At 67.1% G+C, this 22,462-nt stretch carries 20 protein-coding genes; 10 read left to right on the forward strand and 10 right to left on the reverse strand.

Annotation, left to right across the window (positions count from 1 at the left end; all coding sequences use genetic code 11):
* Window positions 1–63: 63 nt before the first annotated feature.
* Genes VARPA_RS29060 through VARPA_RS29085 form a run of 6 tightly spaced genes read left to right on the forward strand, consistent with a single transcriptional unit; the run spans window position 64 to window position 5,591 of the window.
* Window positions 64–612 (forward strand): VOC family protein, encoded by a 549-nt coding sequence (locus VARPA_RS29060; protein ID WP_013544168.1) that lies wholly within the window; start codon window positions 64–66, stop codon window positions 610–612.
* Window positions 605–1,726, forward strand: a complete 1,122-nt coding sequence (locus tag VARPA_RS29065; RefSeq protein ID WP_013544169.1) for an alpha/beta hydrolase family protein — start codon at window positions 605–607, stop codon at window positions 1,724–1,726. Before VARPA_RS29060 ends, VARPA_RS29065 begins: the two co-directional genes overlap by 8 nt.
* 7 nt (window positions 1,727–1,733) lie before the next feature.
* Complete coding sequence (locus VARPA_RS29070) at window positions 1,734–3,398, forward strand: FAD-dependent oxidoreductase (protein ID WP_013544170.1); 1,665 nt, start codon at window positions 1,734–1,736, stop codon at window positions 3,396–3,398.
* Window positions 3,395–3,604: a DUF2783 domain-containing protein gene (locus VARPA_RS29075; protein ID WP_013544171.1), complete on the forward strand. Its 210-nt coding sequence runs from the start codon at window positions 3,395–3,397 to the stop codon at window positions 3,602–3,604. The genes VARPA_RS29070 and VARPA_RS29075 overlap by 4 nt, the downstream gene beginning before the upstream one ends.
* On the forward strand, window positions 3,601–4,578 hold the full coding sequence (locus VARPA_RS29080; RefSeq protein WP_013544172.1) for an MBL fold metallo-hydrolase: 978 nt from the start codon (window positions 3,601–3,603) through the stop codon (window positions 4,576–4,578). The genes VARPA_RS29075 and VARPA_RS29080 overlap by 4 nt, the downstream gene beginning before the upstream one ends.
* 41 nt (window positions 4,579–4,619) lie before the next feature.
* Window positions 4,620–5,591: a Bug family tripartite tricarboxylate transporter substrate binding protein gene (locus VARPA_RS29085; RefSeq protein WP_013544173.1), complete on the forward strand. Its 972-nt coding sequence runs from the start codon at window positions 4,620–4,622 to the stop codon at window positions 5,589–5,591.
* Between the two features lie 42 nt (window positions 5,592–5,633).
* Here VARPA_RS29085 and VARPA_RS29090 read toward each other — a convergent pair whose 3' ends face one another.
* The 5 genes from VARPA_RS29090 to def are packed head-to-tail and all read right to left on the reverse strand — an operon-like array spanning window position 5,634 to window position 8,677.
* Window positions 5,634–5,969, reverse strand: a complete 336-nt coding sequence (locus VARPA_RS29090; RefSeq protein ID WP_013544174.1) for an AzlD domain-containing protein — start codon at window positions 5,967–5,969, stop codon at window positions 5,634–5,636.
* A complete protein-coding gene (locus tag VARPA_RS29095; protein ID WP_013544175.1) occupies window positions 5,966–6,706 on the reverse strand; it encodes an AzlC family ABC transporter permease in 741 nt (246 codons plus the stop codon). Before VARPA_RS29095 ends, VARPA_RS29090 begins: the two co-directional genes overlap by 4 nt.
* The gene (gene fmt, locus VARPA_RS29100) at window positions 6,706–7,659 is read right to left on the reverse strand and encodes a methionyl-tRNA formyltransferase (protein WP_013544176.1); all 954 of its coding nucleotides are present in this window, start codon (window positions 7,657–7,659) and stop codon (window positions 6,706–6,708) included. The genes VARPA_RS29095 and fmt overlap by 1 nt, the downstream gene beginning before the upstream one ends.
* On the reverse strand, window positions 7,656–8,153 hold the full coding sequence (locus tag VARPA_RS29105) for a hypothetical protein (protein WP_013544177.1): 498 nt from the start codon (window positions 8,151–8,153) through the stop codon (window positions 7,656–7,658). The genes fmt and VARPA_RS29105 overlap by 4 nt, the downstream gene beginning before the upstream one ends.
* Window positions 8,154–8,158: 5 nt before the next feature.
* Window positions 8,159–8,677 (reverse strand): peptide deformylase, encoded by a 519-nt coding sequence (def, locus tag VARPA_RS29110; RefSeq protein WP_013544178.1) that lies wholly within the window; start codon window positions 8,675–8,677, stop codon window positions 8,159–8,161.
* Window positions 8,678–8,837: 160 nt separating this feature from the next.
* Between def and VARPA_RS29115 the strand changes: the two genes are divergently transcribed.
* From VARPA_RS29115 to VARPA_RS29125, 3 genes are all read left to right on the forward strand, one after another.
* Complete coding sequence (locus VARPA_RS29115) at window positions 8,838–10,055, forward strand: LysM peptidoglycan-binding domain-containing protein (RefSeq protein ID WP_013544179.1); 1,218 nt, start codon at window positions 8,838–8,840, stop codon at window positions 10,053–10,055.
* 37 nt (window positions 10,056–10,092) lie between these two features.
* The gene (dprA, locus tag VARPA_RS29120; RefSeq protein ID WP_013544180.1) at window positions 10,093–11,244 is read left to right on the forward strand and encodes a DNA-processing protein DprA; all 1,152 of its coding nucleotides are present in this window, start codon (window positions 10,093–10,095) and stop codon (window positions 11,242–11,244) included.
* 85 nt (window positions 11,245–11,329) lie between these two features.
* Window positions 11,330–11,848 (forward strand): DUF494 family protein, encoded by a 519-nt coding sequence (locus VARPA_RS29125; RefSeq protein ID WP_013544181.1) that lies wholly within the window; start codon window positions 11,330–11,332, stop codon window positions 11,846–11,848.
* A 27-nt stretch (window positions 11,849–11,875) separates the two neighbouring features.
* On the opposite strand, the gene VARPA_RS29130 is transcribed toward VARPA_RS29125, so the two are convergent.
* The 5 genes from VARPA_RS29130 to VARPA_RS29150 form a co-directional block, all read right to left on the reverse strand.
* A complete protein-coding gene (locus VARPA_RS29130; protein ID WP_013544182.1) occupies window positions 11,876–14,329 on the reverse strand; it encodes a DUF1631 family protein in 2,454 nt (817 codons plus the stop codon).
* Between the two features lie 157 nt (window positions 14,330–14,486).
* Window positions 14,487–15,446, reverse strand: a complete 960-nt coding sequence (secF, locus tag VARPA_RS29135; RefSeq protein ID WP_013544183.1) for a protein translocase subunit SecF — start codon at window positions 15,444–15,446, stop codon at window positions 14,487–14,489.
* A gap of 9 nt (window positions 15,447–15,455) precedes the next feature.
* On the reverse strand, window positions 15,456–17,348 hold the full coding sequence (secD, locus tag VARPA_RS29140) for a protein translocase subunit SecD (RefSeq protein WP_041943093.1): 1,893 nt from the start codon (window positions 17,346–17,348) through the stop codon (window positions 15,456–15,458).
* A 79-nt stretch (window positions 17,349–17,427) separates the two neighbouring features.
* Window positions 17,428–17,760, reverse strand: coding sequence for a preprotein translocase subunit YajC (gene yajC / locus VARPA_RS29145; protein ID WP_013544185.1), 333 nt, complete (start codon window positions 17,758–17,760; stop codon window positions 17,428–17,430).
* 286 nt (window positions 17,761–18,046) lie between these two features.
* Window positions 18,047–21,655, reverse strand: a complete 3,609-nt coding sequence (locus VARPA_RS29150; protein ID WP_013544186.1) for an indolepyruvate ferredoxin oxidoreductase family protein — start codon at window positions 21,653–21,655, stop codon at window positions 18,047–18,049.
* A 180-nt stretch (window positions 21,656–21,835) separates the two neighbouring features.
* Between VARPA_RS29150 and VARPA_RS29155 the strand changes: the two genes are divergently transcribed.
* Window positions 21,836–22,312 (forward strand): Lrp/AsnC family transcriptional regulator, encoded by a 477-nt coding sequence (locus VARPA_RS29155; protein WP_013544187.1) that lies wholly within the window; start codon window positions 21,836–21,838, stop codon window positions 22,310–22,312.
* The last annotated feature ends 150 nt before the right edge of the window (window positions 22,313–22,462 follow it).

Below are 22,462 nucleotides of genomic sequence, written 5' to 3' on the forward strand. Positions count from 1 at the left end.
GAATTAATTTCGATTGCATCATAGGACGCGGCATCGCCCAATCGCGGTTCATTGGAGACACGCATGCCGACGACCTTCCACACCGCGCCACCTGTCCGGGGGCTGCACCACTTCGCCTGGCGCTGCCGCGACAGCGAGGAAACCCGCCACTTCTACGAAGACCTCCTGGGCCTGCCGCTCGCGCACATCATCCAGAGCGACCACGTGCCCAGCACCGGCGAGTACTGTCCCTACGTGCATATCTTTTTCCAGATGCGCGACGGTTCGTACATCGCCTTCTTCGACCTGGGCGACGACACCGCCGCGCTGCCTTCGCCCAACACGCCCGCGTGGGTGAACCACATCGCGCTGCGCGTCGACTCGGTGGACGACTTGCTCGCCGCCAAGGCGCGGCTCGAAGGCGCGGGTGTCGAGGTGCTGGGCGTGACCGACCACCACATCATCGAATCGATCTACTTCTTCGACCCGAACGGCATTCGCCTCGAATTGACTACGCCGACCGTGCCGCAGGCCGAGATGGACGCGCATGCGCGGCGCGCCCGCGCCGACCTCGACGCATGGACCGCGCGCAAGGCAACCCTGCGCGCAGCGAAAGGCGCGACGCATGTCTGATCTGCAACTCGCCGTCATCGACGTGAAGCCCGGCGCGTCAATGGAAAGCCAGTCGGGCCTGCAGTTGCTGCGCCCGCGCATCTACGGCGCCTTCCGCGCCCCGCACGGCCCCAAGAAGGTTGCGGCCATCGTGATGCATCCGACCAGCAACTTCATGGGCCACTACCTGATCGGCCCGCTGGCCGAGCGCGGCATCTGCTGCATGGGGTTGAACTCGCGCTTCGTGGGCAACGACACGGTGCTGCTGATGGAGCGCGCCATTCAAGACCTGGGGGCCGGCGTGCAGTACTTGCGCGCGGCCGGCTACGAGAAGGTGCTCCTCGTCGGCAACTCGGGCGGCGCAGCGCTCGCGGCCTTCTACCAGGCGCAGGCCGAGAACCTCACCGCCACGCACTTGCCCGATGGCGACCCGACGCACCTGCACCCGAGCGACCTGCCGCCGGTGGACGGCATCGCGCTGTGCGCCGCGCACCTCGGCCGCACACGACTGATGCGCGACTGGATCGATCCCTCGGTCACCGACGAGCACGACCCGCTCTCTGTTAACCCCGACCTCGACATGTACGACCCGCGCCACCGCGTGCCCTACGACGCCGAATTCCTCGCCCGCTTCAGTTCGGCGCAAAAGGCGCGGCTGGACCGCATCGAGCAGTGGTGCATCGAGCGCCTCGCGCTGCTGCGCAGTACACCGGGCGCACCGCGCGACCAGACCTTCATCGTCTACCGCACGCATGCCGATCCGCGTTGCGTCGATCTGTCGCTCGATGCGAACGACCGCTTGCCGGGCAGCGTGTGGGGCGATGCGCGCCAGGTGAACTACTCGGCGAACGCGATGGGCCGCACCACATCGCTCACCGCATTCCTCTCGCAATGGTCGTCACGCTCGCAGGCTGACGGGCCAAGCAACCTCGCGCGCACCACCGTGCCCAAGCTGCTGCTGACCTACACGGGCGATCAGTCGACCTTTCCGAGCACGCGCGATGCGTGGATGGCTGCCGGCGGCGCGCGCATCCGCAACGTCGACATCGTCGGCGGCAACCACTACCTCGCGGGGCAACCCGAACTGATCCCGAAGGCGGCCGACGCCATCGCCGAATTCGCGCACGCCCTTTAGAAGAAACATGGAAACCTTTGCATTTGCGCCGGCCTACGAGCTGCCGGCCTGGCCTTTCACGCCGCCACCGGAGCTGGACAGCCCCAAGGTCGTGCGCCACCCGATCGTCATCGTCGGCGCCGGGCCTTCGGGGCTCACGCTGGCCTGCGACCTCGCGCAGCGCGGCGTGAGTGCCGTGCTGCTCGACGAGGACGACACCGTCGGCGTGCGCGGCGCCTCGTCGCGCGGCATCTGCTACGCGCAGAAGAGCCTGGAGATCTTCGAGCGCCTGGGCATCTACGAACGCATCGCGGCCAAGGGCATCACCTGGTCGTTCGGGCGCACCTTCTCGGGCGACGAGGAGGTCTACAACTTCAACCTGCAGGCGAACAGCGTCTCCAGGCAGCCGCCGTTCATCAACCTGCAGCAGTTCTACGTGGAGTGGTTCCTGGTCGAGCGCATCCTCGAACTCGGCGTGACGGACCTGCGCTGGAAGAGCCGCGTGACGCGCGTGCAGCAACTGGCCGACGGCGTGCGGCTCGACATCGAGACACCCGCTGGCAGCTACACGATCGAGGCCGACCGGCTCATCGACGCCACGGGCGCCAACAGCGCGATCCGCGCGCAGCTGGGCATCGAGGCGCACGCCTCGCGCAGCACCGACCGCTGGTGCATCAGCGACGTGCGCTTCAAGAAGCCGCTGCCCACCGAGCGCTGGACCTGGGTCGACGCGCCCTTCAACGAAGGCCGCGGCGTGTGGCAGCACCTGATGGCCGACGGCGTGTGGCGCATCGACTACCAGATGCCCGAAGACTGCGACACGGCCTACATCAGCCAGCCTGAAGTGGCCGGCGCGCGGCTGCGCGAACAGCTCGGGCCCGATGTGGAGTTCGAGTTCGTGTGGATCGGGCCCTACGGCTACCGCGACCACCTGCTCGACAGCTTTCGCCACGGCCGTGTGTTCTTCATCGGCGACGCCGCGCACGTGGTGAGCCCCTTCGGCGCGCGCGGCGGCAACAGCGGCATCCAGGACGCGGCCAACCTCGGCTGGAAGCTGGCGCTGGTCGCGCAGGGCCGGGCTGGCGACGCGCTGCTCGACAGCTACGACGCCGAGCGGCAACCCGCAGCCAGGGAGAACCTGCAGGTGACGAGCCGCTCGGCGCGCTTTCTCGCGCCACGCTCGCCCGCCGAACACACGCTGCGCCGCGCGGTGGTGGCGCTGGCGGCGCGGCATCCGTTCGCGCGGGCGCTGGTGAACACCGGGCGCATGTCGGTCGCGAACGCCTACCCGGTCGCGCCGCTGCTGCCCGAAGGCGGGCACACGGTGCAGAACCTGCCGCTGCGCTGGGCCGACGGACGCGAGACCACGCTGATGCAGTTGCTGGCCGACGGCACGCAATGCATCGGGCTGTGGTTCGCACCGACGCGCGAGCAGGCCGACGCGGCGTGCGAGGCCACGGCCTCGTTGCCGCTGCGCCTGGTGGCCGTGGGTGGCGAGAGCAACAACCACGGGCTGCTCACGCTGCAACCCGACGACACGCTGGCCGCGCATCTCGGCATCGGCATCGACGACCGGGGCAGCTTCGCGCTGGTGCGCCCCGACGCCTACCGCGCCGCCGTGCTGGCGAACGCCACGCCGACGACCATCGCCGCCGCCCTGCGCACGGCCCTCGCCCTGGACGCTGCCCCATGAACACGGCACCCCGCATCCCCGACCCCGACGGCTTCTACGCCGCCCTGCTCGCCGCGCACGAAGGCCGCAGCGAAGCGCAAAGCGCCGACCTCAACGCCCGCCTCGTGCTGCTGCTGGCCAACCAGTGCGCCGACCAGGCCGTGCTGCTCGCCTGCATCCACGCGGCAGCGGCCGCCGAAGACCCCACGACCACCCAAGCCCCATGACCACTTCCGTCTCTTTCGCATCCGCCTCCGACACCCGCGAGCAGAAGCCGCAACTGCGCGAGCTCGCGCCGGGCGCCTACGGTTACATCAGCGACTTCGATCCCAACTGCGGCTTCGTGGTCGGCGACGACCACGTGGTGCTGATCGACACGCGCCCCACGCCGCGCATGGCGCGCGACTTTCTCGCGGCCATCCGCACCGTGACGGACAAGCCCGTCAAGACCATCGTGCTCACGCACTACCACGCGGTGCGCGTGATGGGCGCGAGTGCGTTCGAGGAGGTGGCGCAGATCGTCGCGAGCAACGGCACGCTCGACTGGATCCGCACGCGCGGGCAGGCCGACTTCGACTCGGAAGTGGGCCGCTTTCCGCGCCTGTTCGCGGGCGTGGAGGAAATTCCGGGCCTGACTTTTCCGACGATGAGCTTTGCCGGCGAGATGAGCCTGTGGCTCGGCCCGCGGCCGGGCACGGGGCGCGAGCTGCGCCTGATGGCGCTGGGCCGCGGCCATTCGAGCGGCGACACGGTGGCCTGGCTCCCCGACTGCGGCGTGCTGTTCTCGGGCGACGTGGTGGAGAACCGCTGCGGCGTGTACGCGGGCGACGCCTACATCGGCGACTGGGCCGGCACGCTCGATGCGGTGGCGGCGCTGGAGCCGCGCGTGCTGGTGCCGGGACGCGGCGCGGTGCTGCAGGGCGAGGCCGCGTGCTCCGAGGCCATCGGCCTGACCAAGGCATTTCTCTCGACGCTGCTCGACAGCGTAAAGGCGGGCATTGCCGCGGGCGACACGCTCAAGGGCTGCTTCGCGCGCGCCGAGGCCGCCATGGCGCCGCGCTTCGGCGGCTGGCCGGTGTTCCAGCACGTGCTGCCCTTCGACGTGTCACGCGCCTACGACGAGCTGCGCGGCATCGAGCACCCGGTGGTGTGGACCGCCGAGCGCGACCGCGAGCTGTGGCAGGTGCTGCGCGGCGAGTGACCCGAACCGATTTCAAGACAAGCAAACGGAGACAAGAAACGATGAAGCGATTTTTTTCCCTGCTGGCCGCGACCCTCGCGCTGGCGACCACCTTCGCGTCGGCGCAGCCGGCGGCCTACCCGAACCAGCCGGTCAGGTGGATCGTGCCCTACTCGGCCGGCGGTGGCACCGACAACCTGGCGCGCACGCTGGCCGAGGCGATGCAGCCGACGCTCGGGCAGCCGCTGATCATCGACAACCGGCCCGGCGCCTCGACCAACATCGGCGTGTCCGTGATGATGCACGCCAAGCCCGACGGCTACACGGTGATGCAGGCCGAGAACGCGGCGCTGCTGTTCAACGAGCACATGTTCGTCAAGCTCCCGTACAAGCCCGCGAGCGACTTCACCTACATCGGCACCATCGGCCGCTTTCCGGTGGCACTGGTGGTGCACCCCGACTTTCCCGCGAAGAACGTGGCGGAGTTCGTGCGCTACGTGAAGGCCAACCCCGACAAGGTGAGCTACGCCTCGCCCGGCAACGGCTCGCCGCACCACATGGCGATGGAACTCTTCAAGCAGAAGGCGGGCCTGACGATCACGCACGTGCCGTACAAGGGCGCTGCGCCGGCCATGACCGACGTGATGGGCGGGCAGGTGCCGGTGATGATGCTGGACCTGGCCTCGGGGCTGCCGATCATCCGCTCGGGCAAGGTGCGGGTGCTGGCCATCGCGCTGCCGCAGCGCGCCAGTGCCCTGCCCGAGGTGCCGACCTTCGTGGAGGCTGGCTTCAGCGACGTGAATGCCTACGCTTTCCACGGCCTGATCGGCCCGGCCGGCATGGCGCCCGAGGCGGTGGCGCGGCTGAACGCCGAGCTGCAAAAGGCCATGAAGGCGCCGAAGGTGGTGAAGCTGTTCGCGGACTTCGGCTTCGAGGCGTTGCCGGGAACGCCGCAAGACTTCTACAAGCTCTCGCGCGCGGAAAGCGACCGCTGGGGAAAGATCATCGCGGCGGCCGGCGTGAAGCTGGACTGACCCGAGGGCCTTCCATCCCCCTTCCATCCGCCCTCTCTTCGCTCACCAGCCAAGGCCGAGATGCAAGGGCAGGTAGACGGCCATGCCGGCCAGCATCGTGCCGAGCACGCCGCGGCGCCAGAAGTAGTACGCGCCGCCAACCACGGCCGCGTACAGGCGCGCATCGTGCAGCGTGGTGATGAGGTGGCCCTGCGTCATCACGATCTCGGGCGCGATCACGCCGGCCAGCGCCGCGGCCGGCGCGTAGTGCAGCGCCCGGTGCGCCCAGTCCGGCAAGCCCCACGGGCGGTCGAGGATGAAGAAGAAGCAGCGCGTGAGCACCGTGACCAGGGCCAGGCCGACGATCACGCCCAGCGTCCAGAGATCGGTGCCCCTCACTTGTCGTCCTCCGCGTCGGGGTCGAGCCCGAACTGCTTCTCGAGCCAGAAGCACAGCAGCACCGCCGCGCCGATGGCCACGACGATGTTGAGCTTGAGCGGCAGCGCATAGGCCGCGACCGCGGTGGCGCCCGCGATCAGCGCGGCCAGGATGCGCAGCGGCGTCGTCGCCATCGAGCAGACGATCGCCACCAGGCTCAGCACGCCGGCAAAACCGAGGCCCCAGTTCTGCGGAATGAGGTTGGCGAGCGCGATGCCCAGGAGGCTCATGCCCATCCACGAGCACCAGGTCACGAAGTAGTTGCCGGTGAGATAGGCCTCCTGCGACTGCTGCTCGGCGAGGGTCACGGGCGGCGCCGGGTATTGTTTGGTGAAGAGCGCGTAGCTCAGGTCCGCCGTCAGGTAGCCGTGCGTCATGCGCCGCAAGCGCGGCATGTGCATGAGGTAGGGCCGCAGGTGCAAGCTGAAGACCACGAAACGCAGGTTGACGCAGAAGCCCGTCGCCAGGATCACCCAGGCCGGCGCGCCCGCGAACAGCAACGGAATGGCCGCGAGCTGGGAGCTGCCGGCATAGACGAACAGCGTCATCGCCACCGCCTCGACCACGCTCATGTTCGACTTGACCATGGCCACGCCGGTCATCAGGCCCCAGGCGCCGATGCCCAGCGCCGCCGAGGACATGTCGCGCATGCCCTTGCGGAATTCGGGACGCTGGCGGATGGCGGCCGAAAGAAACATCAGCCGAACGCCTGCCCGGGCTTCAGGTCGAAGCCGCGCAGGAAATCGGCCACGGGCAGGCGCTTGCCGCCCGGGCGCTGGAGCTCGGTGAGCATCACGCCCGCATCGCCGGCAGCCACCTCGACGCTGGCGTCCGATACGGCCAGGATCGTTCCAGGCGCGGCGGACGCGCTGGCGGGCACCGCATGCGCGGTCCAGAGCTTGACGGTCTCGCCGTCGAGCGGACTGTTGGCGCCCGGGAACGGATCGAAGGCCCGGATGCGCCGCACGATGGCATCGGCGGGCTGGGCCCAGTCGATCAGCGCTTCGTGTTTTTCGACCTTGTTGGCGTAGGTGACGCCTTCGGCCGGCTGCGGCGTGCGGGTGAGGCTGCCGATGTTCTCCAGGGCCTCGACGATCATCCGGCCGCCCAGTTCTGCCAGGCGGTCGTGCAGGCGGGCGGTGTTGTCGCTGCCGATGGCCACGGCTTCGCGCAGCAGCATGTCGCCGGTGTCCAGGCCCGCGTCCATCTGCATGATGGTGATGCCGGTTTCCGCGTCGCCGGCCTCGATCGCGCGGTGGATCGGCGCGGCGCCGCGCCAGCGCGGCAGGAGGCTCGCGTGGATGTTGAGGCAGCCGTGCGCCGGCAGGTCGAGCACCCACTGCGGCAGGATGAGTCCGTAGGCGGCGACCACCATCACGTCGGGTTGGGCCTTTTGCAGCGCGTCGCGGCCGATAGCGGCTTCGTCCGGGTACTTGCCATCGAGGCGCAGGCTGCGCGGCTGCGCCACCGGCCAGTTGTTGGCAACCGCGAACTGCTTGACGGGGGAAGCCTGCAGCTTCATGCCGCGTCCGGCGGGCCGGTCGGGCTGGCTCAGCACCAGCACGACGTCATGGCCGGCGGCGGCAATGGCCTCCAGGGCGACGCGCGCAAACTCGGGCGTGCCCGCAAAAGCGACCTTCCGCCGGCTCAATCGCGGACCCGTTCGAATTCGAGGTCATCCCCCGTGTGATAGCGACGGACCACGCCGGTGGGATCTATATAGATATAGAGCATGCGGCGCTCGTTCACGGCCTTGTAGCGCCAGGTCCAGACCGTGCCGTCGAAGGAGCTCACGCGGTCGATCTGATAGGGCCGGCCGTAGAAGGCCATGACGTCGTTCTGGCGCCACTGATCGACCTTGATGTCGTATCCGAAGCGCGCCTCGTTGAGCACCTGGGTCACCGAGACGACCTTGCCCGAGGCGTCCACGTCGATGTCGGTGACCTCGAAGCCGGCCGGCATGCGCGAATACTGGAGGCGCTCGCCGCCGTTGTTGAGCGGATAGCGGCCGGTCGGCGCGCCCAGCCGCTGCAGGGTTTCGGCGGCGGTGGTGCCGGGCTGGATGCGGGTGGGCTCGTTGGCGCAGCCGGCAATCGCCGCGAGAACCGCCAATGCCGCGAGGGAGCCGAGGCTGCGCAAGGTCATGGGATTCAGGCCCGTTCGCGCGTTTCTTCGCGCTGCTGCTTGAGCAGCTTGCTCTTGATGCGGTTGCGCTTCAGGGGCGAGAGGTATTCGACGAACACCTTGCCCAGCAGGTGGTCGAGTTCGTGCTGGATGCACACAGCGAGCAGGCCGTCGGCCTCGATGGTGCGCATTTCGCCGTTTTCGTCGAGCGCCTGGACCTTGACCGAGGTGGAGCGCATCACGCCGTCATAGATGCCCGGCACCGAGAGGCAGCCCTCTTCGTTGAGCACTTTTTCGTCGCTGGCCCAGGTGATTTCGGGGTTGATCAGCACGATCGGCTTGTTGCGCTCTTCAGACACATCGATGACGACGAGCCGCTCGTGCACGTCGATCTGCGTTGCCGCCAGGCCGATGCCTTCGGCGTCGTACATGGTCTCCAGCATGTCGGCGACCAAGGCCTTGATGCGTGCGTCGACGCCCTGCACCGGCTTGGCGACCGTGTGCAGGCGCTTGTCCGGGTAACTCAGAATGATTCGTTTGGCCATGAAATCGGGGGGAAGTTGTGGCTATTTTCGCCAATTCCGCGACGCGAGGCCGCCTCCGGACCCGAAAACGTTGCCCTCTCAAGGGCTTCGGGCGCAGAATTCGTAGCAAATTGTGAGATTCGTATGCGCAACGATACGTCGTGCGCTCACCCATCCAGACATGAAAAAGCTCAGATCCACCGAACGCCAGCGCCCCAATCTCTTCGCCACGCTGACCGCCCTGGCGGTAATCGGCAGTTGCGGCGCCACCACGGCCTGGGCTCAGAACTACCCCGTCACGCCGCAGCAACGCGCCACCGCCCAGCAGACCGCCCAGGCAGGGGTTCCGCTGAGCGAACTGTCGCTTAAGGCGCCCGACGAGTACACGGTCAAGCCCGGCGACACGCTCTGGGCCATCTCCCGCCTCTACCTGCTGCGCCCCTGGCGCTGGCCGGAGCTGTGGGGCATGAACATCAACGAGATCGCCAACCCCCACCGCATCTACCCCGGCCAGGTTCTCTATCTGGACAAGAGCGGCGGCCGGGCTCGCCTGACCACCCGCCGCGGCGGCGTGAGCGGCGACGGCGGCACCATCAAGCTGTCACCTCGCACCCGTTTCGACTCGCTGGCCGGCATGGCCCTGCCCACGCTCAACCCGAGCCTGATCGAGCCGTTCCTGAGCGAACCGATCGTCGTGGACGCCAACACGCTCGAAAGCGCGCCGCGCATCGTTGCCGGCAACGACAGCCGCGTGCTGCTGTCGCGCGGTGACCGGGCCTACGCCCGCGGCAACCCCGAGTCGCCGCTGGTCGAAGTGCCGGGGCCGATCCAGAACTTCCGGATCTTCCGCAACGCCACGCCGCTCAAGGATCCGGGCACGGGCGAAATCCTCGGCTACGAGGCACAGTACCTGGGCAAGGCCCAACTGCAGCGCGGCGAATCGACCACCATCGAGACGGTCGAGGACAAGGACATCATCACGGTCGTCCCGGCCAGCATCGACATCGTGGCATCGCGCGAGGAAATGCGCGCCGGCGACCGCCTGCTGCCCGAACCGCCGCGCCAGCTCTTGAGCTACGCGCCGCGCGCGCCTTCGACGCAAGTCGATGGCCGGATCATCTCGGTCTACGGCAACGCAGTGCAGTTCGCGGCCCAGAACCAGGTGGTCGCCATCAACAAGGGCACGCGCGACGGCATCGACAGCGGCCATGTGCTGGCCATCCTGAAGAACGGCGAAACCATCCTCGACCGCACCGGCGCGCGCAAGGAAACCATCAAGCTGCCGAACGAACGCATCGGCCTCTTGATGGTGTTCCGCACCTTCGAGAAGGTGTCCTACGCCCTGGTGCTCGAGATCAACGACACCCCGAAGGCGGGCGACTTCCTCGTCAACCCCTGATCGGCTTCACGGCGCCCACGTCCTCGCCCCTATCCGTTTGGAACGCGCAGAACTCGCAGGCTGGCTGCGGCTTTCACTGACGCCGGGCATCGGCGATGGCGCCGCGCGCAAGCTGCTCGCGGCCTTCGGTCTGCCCGAAGCAGTCTTCGCGCAGACCCATGCGGCACTGCGACAGGTCGTGAGCCATGCGCAGGCGGAGGCGCTGCAGCAGGCGCCCCAAGCCCTCCAGGCATCGATCGACCAGACCTGGCAATGGCTGCAAGCGGCCGAGGGCAACGGCGTCGCCCGCCGCCTCGTCACGCTGGGCGACGCCGGCTACCCGGCCTCGCTGCTCGAAATGGCCGATCCGCCGCTGATGCTCTACGTGCTCGGTGCCTCGGACTTCGACCTCACCCAACTGCAGAACAGCATCGCCGTTGTCGGCAGCCGCAATCCGACACCGCAAGGCGCCACCAATGCGCGCAGCTTTTCGCGGGCGCTGGGCGATGCGGGCCTGCCGGTGGTGTCCGGGCTCGCGCTGGGCGTCGATGGCGCAGCGCACCAGGGCGCCCTCGATGCAGCCGGCGATGCACCGCGACTCGCCACGGTCGCCGTGGTCGGCACCGGCTTGGACCGCGTGTACCCCGCGCGGCATCGCGACCTCGCGCACCGCATCACCTTGCAGGGGCTGATCGTGAGCGAGCTGCCGCTCGGCACGCCGCCCCTCACGCAGAATTTTCCGAAGCGCAACCGGCTCATCGCAGGGTTGGCGCGCGGCACGCTGGTGGTCGAAGCGGCCTTGGCGTCGGGATCGCTCATCACTGCGCGGCTCACCTCGGAGCAGGGCAAGGAAGTGTTCGCTATTCCAGGCTCGATCCACTCGCCGCAATCGCGCGGCTGCCATGCGCTGATCCGCCAGGGCGCGAAGCTGGTCGAGTCGGTGGCAGACATCCTCGAGGAGCTGCCGCCGCTGCGCACCGGCAATGCGGCCAGCGCCCAGTCTTCGAACGGCCACGCAGGCAACGAGGCAGCGGTTTCAGAAGACCCGCTGCTCGACGCTCTCGGCTTCGAGCCCGTGAGCCTCGATGCCCTCAGCGCCCGCACCGGGTGGAGCGCCGCGGCACTGCAGGCCAGGATGCTCGAGCTCGAACTGGACGGGCACATCTCGCGCCTGCCCGGCGGGCTCTTTCAACGGACCGCATCCGCTTGACGTGTTGCCACGCAAATAGCTGCGCGGACGAAATGCGGGGCAACACACTAGCCTGCCCTGCACATTCGTGGGCTATATTGGGCTCATGTTCGAAGTGCTTGTTTTTGTCTACGAAAACTATTGGCGCGGCGATGCCTGCCCCGAACCCGAACAACTGGGCCGCAAGCTCAGTGCCCACGGCTTCGAGGCAGACGAGATTCGCGATGCCCTGCACTGGCTCGACGGCCTGAGCCTCGCAACGCAGGGGATGCAGCTGGAGCTCGATGCCGACGACGACACCACCGCCACGGTCACCTTCCGCGGCGCGCCCGAATCCTCCCTGCCCCAATCGGACGACGCCATGCGCGTCTACTCCCAGGCCGAGCAGGAACACCTGGGTGCAGAGTGCCTCGGCTTCATCCGCTTTCTCGAATCGTCGAACGTACTGTCGTGTGGATTGCGCGAGATCGTGATCGAACGCGCGATGGCGGCACCGGGCGATCCGGTGGCGCTCGACGAACTCAAGATCATCGTGTTGATGGTGCACTGGAGCACCGGCATCGAACCCGATGCATTGGTGCTCGATGAGCTCTGCGAGAGCCGCGAAGGCCGCGTAGCGCACTGACCAAGCCGGCCGCGGCGGCCGGCCAGTTCAGTTCAGCAGCCGCTCCGGATTCGCATCGAGCTTCGCCAACGCCTCGCGCGTGGCGCGCACCGTGAGCGTCTCTTCCTCGGCCGGCACCAATAGACCGGCCTGCAGGTACGTCGCCAACCGACCCGCCTGAATCAGGAAGCTGCGGCCGTCCGCCGTAGCGAACAGGTGCAACTGCTTCCGATCGCTGCGCCAGACGAACTGCACCTGGCTCACGCGGTCGTTGTGGTCCAGCATGAACCAGTTGCCCACCTGCAGTTCGTGCGCCCAGGCCAGCATGTCCTCGGGCACCTGCACGCCGGCCGCATCGGGCACCACCTCGATCGAGGCGGCATCCACGCCCAGCAGCAGTTCGATGCTGTGCGCATCGAGCGGCAGGTCGGCGGTGCCGCCGATGTCGCTCACAAAATCTTCCAGGTGCGCCAGGCGCTCGGCCATGGCTTCGATCTTGGCCTGCGGGATCGCCTCGGTCTTCGACAGGAAGGCATCGGACAGCGTGGCGCCGATGGTCTTGATGTGCGCTTCCTGCGGCTCGTCGACGATGCCCAAGAGCGCCATGCCCTGGCGCAGGCGCTGCAGCAACTGCGGCAGGTCTTGAATGACGCGGGCGCGGTCGGTGCGGTTGGGCTTGGCGCTCGCAGCCCAGACCAGCTCGGAAGCCACGCGCTTCAGCATCACCGTCTGCTCGCCCTGCGCGCCGTAGCGCAGCGCGGCGATCGCCAGCACCTCGGCCCACACCTTGAACAGGAACTCGCGGATCTCGTCGCGCACCGGCATGTCGTTGAGCATCTTGCGCAACTCGATGGTGTACTGGATCGCCATCGTTTCCTTCTGCTCGACCTGCTGCGCGACGCTCATCACGCGCTGCGTGGTGTCGCTCTGCGTGAGATAGCGGTTGAGGAAAGCGACGAACTCGTCGAACACCAGCTTGAACACGCGCTGGCCGGTCTCCGGGTATTGCTCGATCACCTGCACCACGCGGCGGATCTCGCCTTCGAGCGCGCTGCCGGTGATGGCGGCTGCGTCGAAACCCATTACGCAGGAGCCCATGCGATCGATCAGCATGCGCGCGGGGTGCTGCAGCGTGCCGAAAAATTCAGGCTCGGCGATGGCCACGCGCAGCACCGGCATCTGCAGCCGCGCGAACCACACGCGCGCCGAGAACGGAATCCGCTCCTCGGCCAGGATGGCCTGGAACATGAGCGCGACGATTTCCACGGTGGCCTTGTCGGCCGTGGTGGGCGCGCGCTTCTTGAGTTCGGTGCTGCGCCGGCGCAGGTCGACTGCCGTTTGCTGGATGACGGTGGCCTGCTCGCCCGATGCGTCCATGTACTGCGTGGCGGCCATGCGGTAGGCCACCTCGGCCTCGGCGATGGCGCCGGCAAAGGTTCTGGAGAACTGCCGCGGGGCGGTGTTGCCGCCCGTGCCCGGCGTGCCGCCGCCGGGACCGGTCGTGCGGCCCGCCGGCGCGGTGCCGGTGATCGAATTCTGGGCGGGGACGGTGGTGGTGGTATCGCTGCCGATGCGCCCCGTGACGAATCGCTTGAGGCTCAGCAGCGCGGTCTGGGCACGCTGCCGCGCCATCATCAGCGGCGAGCCGCCGATCGTCGACGTGCCAGCGGGCATCGGTACGGAAGCTTGCGGTTGCGACTGGTGCGGGTGTTGAGGCGCCTGCGTGCCGTAGCCGGGACGCTGCTGCGAGCCGCCGCCGCCACCGCCGTCCATCGGCGCGGTCGCCGAAGCCACTCCGCCCGCAAAGGAGGTGTTGAAGCCCGCGCTGTTGCCAGCGCCTGCGGCATTGCCGGTGCGCCGCACGAAGCTCTTGAGATCGATCTCCTGCATCACGCCGTTGGCGATCAGGTAGGCATTGGCGCTCTCGTAGGCCTTGACGATCACATCGATCAGTTGCTGCTGCACCGTGTCCTGCACCCGGGCCCAGAGCTCGCGGCTCAGGCCGGCGGCCAGCCACTGCTCCACCAGCAGCCTGGCCAGCGTCTCGGGCTTGAGCACGTCCTTCGAATCGAGTTCGTTGGTGCCTTCGAGGTGCTGGATGCGCAGGCGCAAATCGCTGAGCTCGAAGCTCGCCTTGTCGTGGATCACCTGCGCGAGGCGCGAGGCGAGGATGTTGGTCTCGACCACCTCGTCGCCGATCAGCTCGAGCCGCAGCGCCGTGGGAAAGGTCGTCAATCCGCCGGTGGGCGCGGCGGCGCCGAGCGCCTTGCGCCAGCTCGCCTGCGAGAGCGTCACCCATTGGGTGGCCTGGCCCTGGAATGCCACGAAGTCGTCGCGGTGCTCCTGCATGGCGCGGGCGTTGCTCACCTCGGAGGCCAGCTGCGTCAGCCGGTCGCGGATCGCGCGGGCCAGCGGGACGATGGCCCCTTCCGTGGCCAATACGAAACGCTCACGCGTCTCGCGTGCGAGCTGCAGGGAAGAGGCGGACCGCGCAATGCTCATTGAAGGATCGGGAAGGCCAGGGGGAACTGTTCATCGGCAACAACAACCGCGAGCTTGCATCGGGAAGCGCCACCGCACAAGTGTGGACACTGCCCGGCGTTGCACGGGAACAGCGGTGCGGCTTTGCCGCCCGCTTTGTTGAACCCTGAAGTATCCGTCAGACCACGGCGCCGGCGTTCGGGTCTTCTTCCGTCTCGCCTTCGCGCTTGGTCGGCGGGCCGCCGCCCTTGATCAGGTCTTCGCGCTTCACGCCCAGCCACATCGCGATGGCCGCTGCCACGAAGCACGAGGAGTAGATGCCAAAGCAAATGCCGATGGTCAGCGCCAGGGCGAAGTAATGCAGCGTCGGGCCGCCGAAGAAGAACATCGACAGCACCACCAGCTGCGTGGAGCCGTGGGTGATGATCGTGCGGCTGATGGTCGAGGTGATCGCGCTGTCGATGACTTCGGCCGTCGTCATCTTGCGGTAGCGGCGGAAGTTCTCGCGCACCCGGTCGAAGATCACGACCGATTCGTTCACCGAGTAGCCCAGCACCGCCAGCACCGCCGCCAGCACCGCCAGCGAGAACTCCCACTGGAAGAAGGCGAAGAAGCCCAGGATGATCACCACGTCGTGCAGGTTGGCCAGAACGGTAGCCAGCGCAAACTTCCATTCGAAGCGAAACGCCAGGTAGATCATGATGCCCACGACCACCATGGCGAGCGCCTTCAGGCCGTTGCTGGTGAGCTCGTCGCCCACCTGCGGGCCGACGAATTCGTTGCTGCGCAGTTCCACCGTCGGCTCGATGGCCTTCAGGGCGCCCATCACCTGGTCGCTCTGCTGGGTCGAGGTCATGCCCTTGGCGACCGGCAGGCGGATCTGCACCGAGGTGCCGAAGCTCTGCACCTGCACCTCCTGGTAGCCCAGCTTGGCGACGACTTCGCGCACCTTGCCGACGTCGGCCGATTGCTTGTAGGCCACTTCCATCACCGTGCCGCCCGTGAACTCCACCGACAGGTGCAGCCCGCGGTGGAACAGGAAGAACACGGCCAGCGCGAAGGTGACGAAGGAAACGATGTTCAGCACCAGCGCGTGGCGCATGAACGGGATGGTCTTGTGGATCCGGAAGAATTCCATGGCGGTCTCTTATTTGGTTTCGGCCACGACCGCGGCATCGGTGCCATCGGTCTTTGGACGCCATACCGTGCCGATCGACACGCTCTTGAGCTTCTTCTTCTGTCCGTACCAGAAGTTCACCAGGCCGCGCGAGAAGAACACGGCCGAGAACATCGAGGTGACGATGCCGATGCAGTGCACCACCGCGAAGCCGCGCACCGGGCCCGAGCCGAAGGCCAGGAGCGCGATGCCCGCGATCAGCGTCGTGATGTTGGAGTCGAGAATCGTGCCCCAGGCGCGCTCGTAGCCCGCATGGATCGCCGCCTGCGGCGAGGCCCCGTTGCGCAACTCTTCCCGCACGCGCTCGTTGATCAGCACGTTGGAGTCGATGGCCACGCCGATCGCCAGCGCCATGGCGGCAATGCCGGGCAGCGTGAGCGTGGCCTGCAGGATCGAGAGGATCGCCACCAGCAGCATCAGGTTGACCGCCAGTGCAATCGACGAAAAGATGCCGAACAGCGCGTAGTAGAGGCACATGAACACCATGATCGCGGCGAAGCCGTACATCACGCTGTCGAAGCCCTTCTTGATGTTCTCGGCGCCCTGCGTCGGGCCGATCGTGCGTTCCTGGATGATTTCCATCGGCGCGGCCAGCGAGCCGGCGCGCAGCAGCAGCGCGAGGTCGTTCGCCTCACTCACGGTCATCGCGCCGGAGACCTGAAAGCGGTTGCCCAATTCGCCGTTGATCGAGGGAGCGGTGAGCACTTCGCCCTTGCCCTTCTCGAAGATCAGCATGGCCATGCGCTTCTTGTAGTTCTCGATGCTGACCTGCCGCATGATATTGCCGCCCTTCGAGTCCATCGTCAGGTCGACCTTGGGCTGGTTGGTCTGCTGCTCGAAGCCGGGCTGCGCGTCGGTGAGGTTCTCGCCGGTGACCAGCACCTGCTTCTTCACGATCACGGCGCGGCCGGAGCGGTCGAGGAATTTCTCGGAACCGAACGGCACCGGGCCCGTGCCTTGTTCGGCCGCGCGGCCTTCGGTGCTTTCGTCCACCAGGCGCATCTCGAGCGTGGCGGTGCGGCCGATGATGGTCTTGGCTTGCGCCGGGTCCTGCATGCCGGGCAGCTGCACGACGATGCGGTCGAGGCCCTGCTGCTGGATCACCGGTTCGGCCACGCCGAGTTCGTTGATTCGGTTGTGCAGCGTGGTCACGTTCTGCTTGAGCGCCGCGTCCTGGAAGCGGCGCGCGGCTTCGGGCTTGATGCTGGCCACGATGCGCGATTCGGTGCCCTGCTGGCTCTCGACGGTGCTGAGGTCCGGCATCTGGTCCTGCAGCATGCGCCGGGCGATCTCCAGGCTGGCGGCGTCGCGCAGCGTGATCTCCACCGTCTGGCCGTTGCGGTTCACCGCGCTGCCGCGCACCTTCTTGTCGCGCAGGCCCGCGCGGATGTCGCCGGCGAAGGACTCGGCCTTCTTGTCCAGCACGCCGCGCATGTCGACCTGCAGCAGGAAGTCGACCCCGCCGCGCAGGTCGAGGCCCAGGTACATCGGGAAGGCATGCAGCGCCGTCAGCCAATGGGGCGAGCGCGACACGAGGTTCAGCGCCACCACATAGGAGGCTTCGTCCGCATTCGGCACCAGCGCCTGCTGCAGCGCGTCGCGCGCCTTGATCTGGTCGTCCGTGGTGACGAAGCGCGCCCGCACCGCGGTCGGCTCCAGCGTCAGCAGGTCGGGGGTGAGACCGGCCGTCTTGAGCACCTCTTCGACCCTGGCCTGGGTCGAGGCATCGATCTTGACGGTGGACTTGGCCGCCGACACCTGCACCGCAGGCGACTCGCCGAAGAAATTGGGCAGGGCGTAGATGAGCCCCACGAGCAACACGATCACGATGATCGTGTACTTCCAGACCGGGTAACGGTTCATGAGAAAGCGCTTTTCAAGAAACGGGACACGGCGTGAATTGGGGCCCTGCGCCGCAAAGCGCAAGGATCAGCTCACGCTTTTATTTGACGGCGCCCTTGGGCAGGACCTGAACCACGGCGCTGCGCTGGATCTTGATTTCGATGCCGTTGGCGATTTCCAGGCCGAGGTACTGGTCGCCCAGCGAGGTGATCTTGCCGAGCACGCCGCCGGCCGTTGCGACTTCGTCACCCTTGGCCAGGGCCTCGATCATGGCGCGGGCTTCCTTCTGGCGCTTCATTTGCGGGCGGATCATGACGAAATACAGCACCACGAACATCAGCACCAGCGGCAGCATGCTGCCGAGGGAGGACAACATGTCGCCGCCGCCGGCGGCTGCGGGCGCGGTCTGGGCGAAAGCAGAGGAAATGAACAAGAGAGTCTCCAGCAGAGGGAAGAGAAGAAAGCGAGAGGAGTGCGGGCCGGGCCTGCCATTCCATCTCTGAGCGGTTGCGGGAAAAACCGGCCGCAAATCAAAGCTCGGCGGGGCTTGGCCACCGCACAGCACCGGGCATTGTATTCGGGGCACGGCGCCCTTCCAGCGGCTTATCCGGCGCGGTGGGGAGGGCTTTCCGGGTATCCGCCCCGGCCGTTCTTTGCTACGTTTTGAATAGCAAAAAGCGCCCGGCGGGCGCTCTTTGAAGACGGGAACGGCTGAAAGATCAGGCCGCCGCGCGCTGCCCCTGCGGGTTGCGCCACTTGGCCATCAGTTCGCTCCAGCGCGCACGGGCCGCCACGAGGTTGCGCTCCTTCACATGGCCGTAGCCGCGGATCTGCTCCGGCAGGCTCGCGATTTCCAGCGCCAGCGCGTGGTTGTCGGCACGCAGCGCGCCGATCACCTCTTCGATGCTCGCGCGGTACTCGGCGATCAGCGCGCGCTCGGTCTTGCGTTCTTCGGTGCGGCCGAAGATATCGAGCGCCGTGCCGCGCACACCCTTGAGCTTCGCGAGGAAGCGAAAGCCCGTGAGCATCCAGGGACCGAACTTCTGCTTCTGCAATTGGCCCTTGGCGTTCTTCTTGGCAATGATCGGCGGGGCCAGGTGGTAGTTGAGTTTGTAGTCGCCTTCGAACATGCCTTCGACACGGTCGAGGAACGTGCGATCTGTGTGCAGGCGCGCGACTTCGTACTCGTCCTTGTACGCCATCAACTTGAACAGGTAGCGTGCCACCGTCTCGGTGAGCGCCGTCTTGCCCAGCGGGGATTCCGACTGCTGCACCTTCGCGACGAACTGACTGTATTCCTCAGCGTAGGCGGCGTTCTGGTAGCCGGTCAGGAACTCGGCGCGGCGTGCCACCAGGGTCTCGACGGTCTCGCGCTTCTTGAACTCGATGACCTGGCCCGGGCGCACGCGCTTTTGCAGTTCCTCGGGGCGAACCGCGGCCTGGCGGCCCCATTCGAAGGCAGTCTTGTTGTTCTCGATGGCCACGGCATTGAGCTCGATGGCGCGCATCAGCGACTCGTGCGCCAGCGGCAACCAGCCCTTTTGCCAGGCGTAGCCCAGGATCATCGGGTTGACGTAGATGCTGTCGCCCATCAGCGTGGTCGCGGCCGCGTCGGCGTCGAAGGTGCCGATGCCGTCGAAGCCCACGGCGCGCGCGATTTCGGCGGCGCAGGCGTCTTCGGGGTTCTGCCAGTTGGCATTGCGCACGAAGGCGGCCGTCGGCGAGCTGTGGCTGTTGAGCGCCACGTGCGTGCGCCCTTCGCGCATCCGCGCCATGGTTTCGCCGTTGACCGTGACCAGCGGGTCGCAGGCCAGAATCAGGTCGGCGGCAGCGGTGCCGACGCGCGTGGTGCGGATGTCCTCCTGCGTGTCGCCGATGAGCACGTGGCTCCAGGTGGCACCGCCCTTTTGCGCCAGGCCCGCCGCATCCTGCGTGACGATGCCCTTGGCCTCGATGTGCGCGGCCATGCCGAGCAACTGGCCGATGGTGATGACGCCGGTGCCGCCGACGCCCGCCACCACCACGCCCCAGACCTTGCCGCCGGCCAGCGACGGAATCACGGGCTCCGGCAGCAGGCCGAACTCGGCCGGCGTCGCGCCCTTGCTCTTGCTCTTCTTCTTGAGCTGGCCGCCCTCGACGGTCACGAAGCTCGGGCAGAAGCCCTTCAGGCAGCTCATGTCCTTGTTGCAGCTGCTCTGGTTGATGGTGCGCTTGCGGCCGAATTCGGTTTCCAGCGGCTCCACCGAGAGGCAGTTGCTCTGCACGCTGCAGTCGCCGCAGCCTTCGCAGACCAGCTCGTTGATGACCACGCGCTTGGCCGGATCGACGGCCGTGCCCCGCTTGCGGCGGCGGCGCTTCTCGGTCGCGCAGGTCTGGTCGTAGATGATGGCCGTGGTGCCGGCCATCGCGCGGAACTCGCGCTGGATGTCGTCCAGCAGGTCGCGGTGCTTGACCTGCACGTGGTCGCCGGGAATCGAGACACCCTCGTACTTCTCGGGCTCGTCGGTGACGATCACGACCTTCTTCGCGCCCTCGGCATGCAGGCTCTCGGCGATCTGCAGCACCGAGTGGCCTTCGGGCCGCTCGCCGACCTGCTGGCCGCCGGTCATCGCGACCGCGTCGTTGTAGAGGATCTTGTAGGTGATGTTCACGCCCGCCGCGATGCTCTGGCGAATCGCCAACAGGCCGCTGTGGAAGTACGTGCCGTCGCCCAGGTTCGCGAAGATGTGCTGGTCGGTCGTGAAGGGCTGCTGGCCCACCCATGGCACGCCCTCGCCGCCCATCTGCGTGAAGCCGATGGTGGAGCGGTCCATCCAGGTCGCCATGAAGTGGCAGCCGATGCCGCCCATCGCGCGCGAACCTTCGGGCACCACCGTGCTGGTGTTGTGCGGGCAGCCCGAACAGAACCACGGCTGGCGCGTGGCGTCGGCCACGCTGGTGGAAGCCTGCTGCACCACCATCGAACGCTCCTTGGCTTCGAGGATGGCGAGTTGCGCGTCGATGCGCGCCGTCATGTCGGCGCCGGCCGCGGCCAGGAGGCCCGTCTTCTTCAGGCGCAGCGCGATCGCCTTGGCGATCAGCGCGGGGTTCAGGTCGGCGTTGGCGCGCAGGAGCGTGTGCGCGGTCGGGTTGGGCATCGACCATTCGCCGCCGGAGTAACCCTCGGCCGCATGCACTTCGCCTTCGTCGAACTTGCCGACCACGTTGGGACGCACGTCGGGGCGCCAGTTGTAGAGCTCTTCCTTGAGCTGGTATTCGATGACCTGGCGCTTCTCTTCGACGACCAGGATTTCCTGCAGGCCGGTGGCGAATTCGCGCGTGAGCTGCGCTTCGAGCGGCCACACCACGCCCACCTTGTGCAGGCGGATGCCGAGTTGGCGGCAGGCGGCGTCGTCGAGCCCCAGGTCCAGCAGCGCCTGGCGCGTGTCGTTGAAGGCCTTGCCGCTGGCCATGATGCCGAAGCGGTCGTTCGGGCCTTGAATGACGTTGTGGTTGAGGCGGTTGGCGCGGATGTAGGCGAGCGCGGCGTACCACTTGTAGTGCATGAGCCGGGCTTCCTGCTCCAGCGCATGGTCGGGCCAGCGGATGTGCAGGCCGCCGGGCGGCATATCGAAATCGGTGGGAATGACGATCTCGACGCGCTCGGGGTCGATCATGGCCGTGGCGCTCGACTCGACGATCTCCTGGATCGTCTTCATGCCCGACCACACGCCCGAGAAGCGGCTCATGGCGAAGGCGTGGATGCCCAGGTCCAGGATTTCCTGCACGCTGGTCGGAAAGAACACCGGCGTGCCGCAGGCCTTGAAGATGTGGTCGCTCTGGTGGGCGGCGGTGGAGCTCTTGGAGATGTGGTCGTCGCCCGCCACCGCGATCACGCCGCCGAATTCAGTAGTGCCCGCCATGTTGGCGTGCTTGAAGACGTCCGAGCAGCGATCCACGCCCGGGCCCTTGCCGTACCAGATGCCGAAGACGCCGTCGAACTTGTTGGTGCCTTGCGGCGAGAAGCCCAATTGCTGGGTGCCCCAGAGCGCGGTGGCCGCGAGCTCTTCGTTCACGCCCGGCTGGAAGACGATGTTCTGTTCCTTCAGGAACTTGCTGGCCTTCCACAGCGCCTGGTCGTAGCCGCCGAGCGGGGAGCCGCGGTAGCCGCTGATGAAACCGGCGGTGTTCTTGCCGGCCTGCTTGTCGCGCAACTGCTGAAGCATGGGCAGCTTCACGAGGGCTTGCACGCCGCTCATGAAAGCGCGGCCGTAATCGAGGGAGTACTTGTCGTCGAGCGTGACGGTTTCTAGCGCGCGGCGAATGTGCTCGGGCAGCGGGGCGTTCATGTTGTCTGTCTCCGTATTGGCAGGGCCTTGTGGGCCTGGCTGGATTGGCTGTGGGTCTGTGCCCGGTAGGGCGCGAGCCCATGATCACGCAAAGTGTATGCCGGGGTCCGCGACAGGTGTTTGCGTTCTTTGCCCCAAAAAACGCGCTTCCAGAAAGAATCTTGCTTAACATCGGCATCCATGGAAAGCATTGACAAGTTCGACCTCTCAATCCTGCAAGAACTGCAGGCCGATGGCCGCCTCACGAATGCCGAGCTTGCGCAGCGCGTCGGGCTCTCGGCGGCGCCCTGCTGGCGGCGGGTGCGGGCGCTGGAGGAAGCCGGCTTCATCAAGGGCTACCGCGCCGAGATCGACCGCCACAAGATAGGGCTGGGCGTGCTCGCCTTCGTGCGCGTGGACACCGAGCGCGTCACCAACGAAGCCACCCGCAAGCTGGAAGACGCGATCCGCAAGATGCCCGAAGTGGTGGCCTGCCACTACATCAGCGGCACCGGCACCTTCGAGCTGCAGGTGGTGGCGCAGGACCTGAACGGTTTTTCGGCCTTTGCGCGGCAGCACCTGATGAACCTGCCGAACGTGAAGGACCTGCACACGAGCTTCTCGCTGGGGGAGGTGAAGGCGAGCAGCGCGTTGCCGCTGGGGCATCTGGCGAAGTAGCGGCGCATGACATTTGCCCGCTTCGCGCGGGTTTTGTGCGCGCCCCGCATGCAGGGGTGACCATTGTTGGCATTGCGAAATCGGTGAGCCGACAAGACTGTGGAAACCAGACCGGGACGGGCCCGGCCTTCCACTTTCTTCTCACGGTCG

Origin of the sequence: Variovorax paradoxus EPS, from assembly GCF_000184745.1 — a bacterium.
Classification (GTDB): domain Bacteria; phylum Pseudomonadota; class Gammaproteobacteria; order Burkholderiales; family Burkholderiaceae_C; genus Variovorax; species Variovorax paradoxus_C.

Excerpts from the sequence above, each read along its gene's own strand:
- VARPA_RS29060 (WP_013544168.1), top strand. The coding sequence starts at position 64 with ATGCCGACGACCTTCCACACCGCGCCACCTGTCCGGGGGCTGCACCAC.
- VARPA_RS29065 (WP_013544169.1), top strand. The coding sequence starts at position 605 with ATGTCTGATCTGCAACTCGCCGTCATCGACGTGAAGCCCGGCGCGTCA.
- VARPA_RS29070 (WP_013544170.1), top strand. The coding sequence starts at position 1,734 with ATGGAAACCTTTGCATTTGCGCCGGCCTACGAGCTGCCGGCCTGGCCT.
- VARPA_RS29075 (WP_013544171.1), top strand. The coding sequence starts at position 3,395 with ATGAACACGGCACCCCGCATCCCCGACCCCGACGGCTTCTACGCCGCC.
- VARPA_RS29080 (WP_013544172.1), top strand. The coding sequence starts at position 3,601 with ATGACCACTTCCGTCTCTTTCGCATCCGCCTCCGACACCCGCGAGCAG.
- VARPA_RS29085 (WP_013544173.1), top strand. The coding sequence starts at position 4,620 with ATGAAGCGATTTTTTTCCCTGCTGGCCGCGACCCTCGCGCTGGCGACC.
- VARPA_RS29095 (WP_013544175.1), bottom strand. The coding sequence starts at position 6,706 with ATGTTTCTTTCGGCCGCCATCCGCCAGCGTCCCGAATTCCGCAAGGGC.
- VARPA_RS29105 (WP_013544177.1), bottom strand. The coding sequence starts at position 8,153 with ATGACCTTGCGCAGCCTCGGCTCCCTCGCGGCATTGGCGGTTCTCGCG.
- def (WP_013544178.1), bottom strand. The coding sequence starts at position 8,677 with ATGGCCAAACGAATCATTCTGAGTTACCCGGACAAGCGCCTGCACACG.
- VARPA_RS29115 (WP_013544179.1), top strand. The coding sequence starts at position 8,838 with ATGAAAAAGCTCAGATCCACCGAACGCCAGCGCCCCAATCTCTTCGCC.
- VARPA_RS29125 (WP_013544181.1), top strand. The coding sequence starts at position 11,330 with ATGTTCGAAGTGCTTGTTTTTGTCTACGAAAACTATTGGCGCGGCGAT.
- VARPA_RS29130 (WP_013544182.1), bottom strand. The coding sequence starts at position 14,329 with ATGAGCATTGCGCGGTCCGCCTCTTCCCTGCAGCTCGCACGCGAGACG.
- secF (WP_013544183.1), bottom strand. The coding sequence starts at position 15,446 with ATGGAATTCTTCCGGATCCACAAGACCATCCCGTTCATGCGCCACGCG.
- secD (WP_041943093.1), bottom strand. The coding sequence starts at position 17,348 with ATGAACCGTTACCCGGTCTGGAAGTACACGATCATCGTGATCGTGTTG.
- VARPA_RS29150 (WP_013544186.1), bottom strand. The coding sequence starts at position 21,655 with ATGAACGCCCCGCTGCCCGAGCACATTCGCCGCGCGCTAGAAACCGTC.
- VARPA_RS29155 (WP_013544187.1), top strand. The coding sequence starts at position 21,836 with ATGGAAAGCATTGACAAGTTCGACCTCTCAATCCTGCAAGAACTGCAG.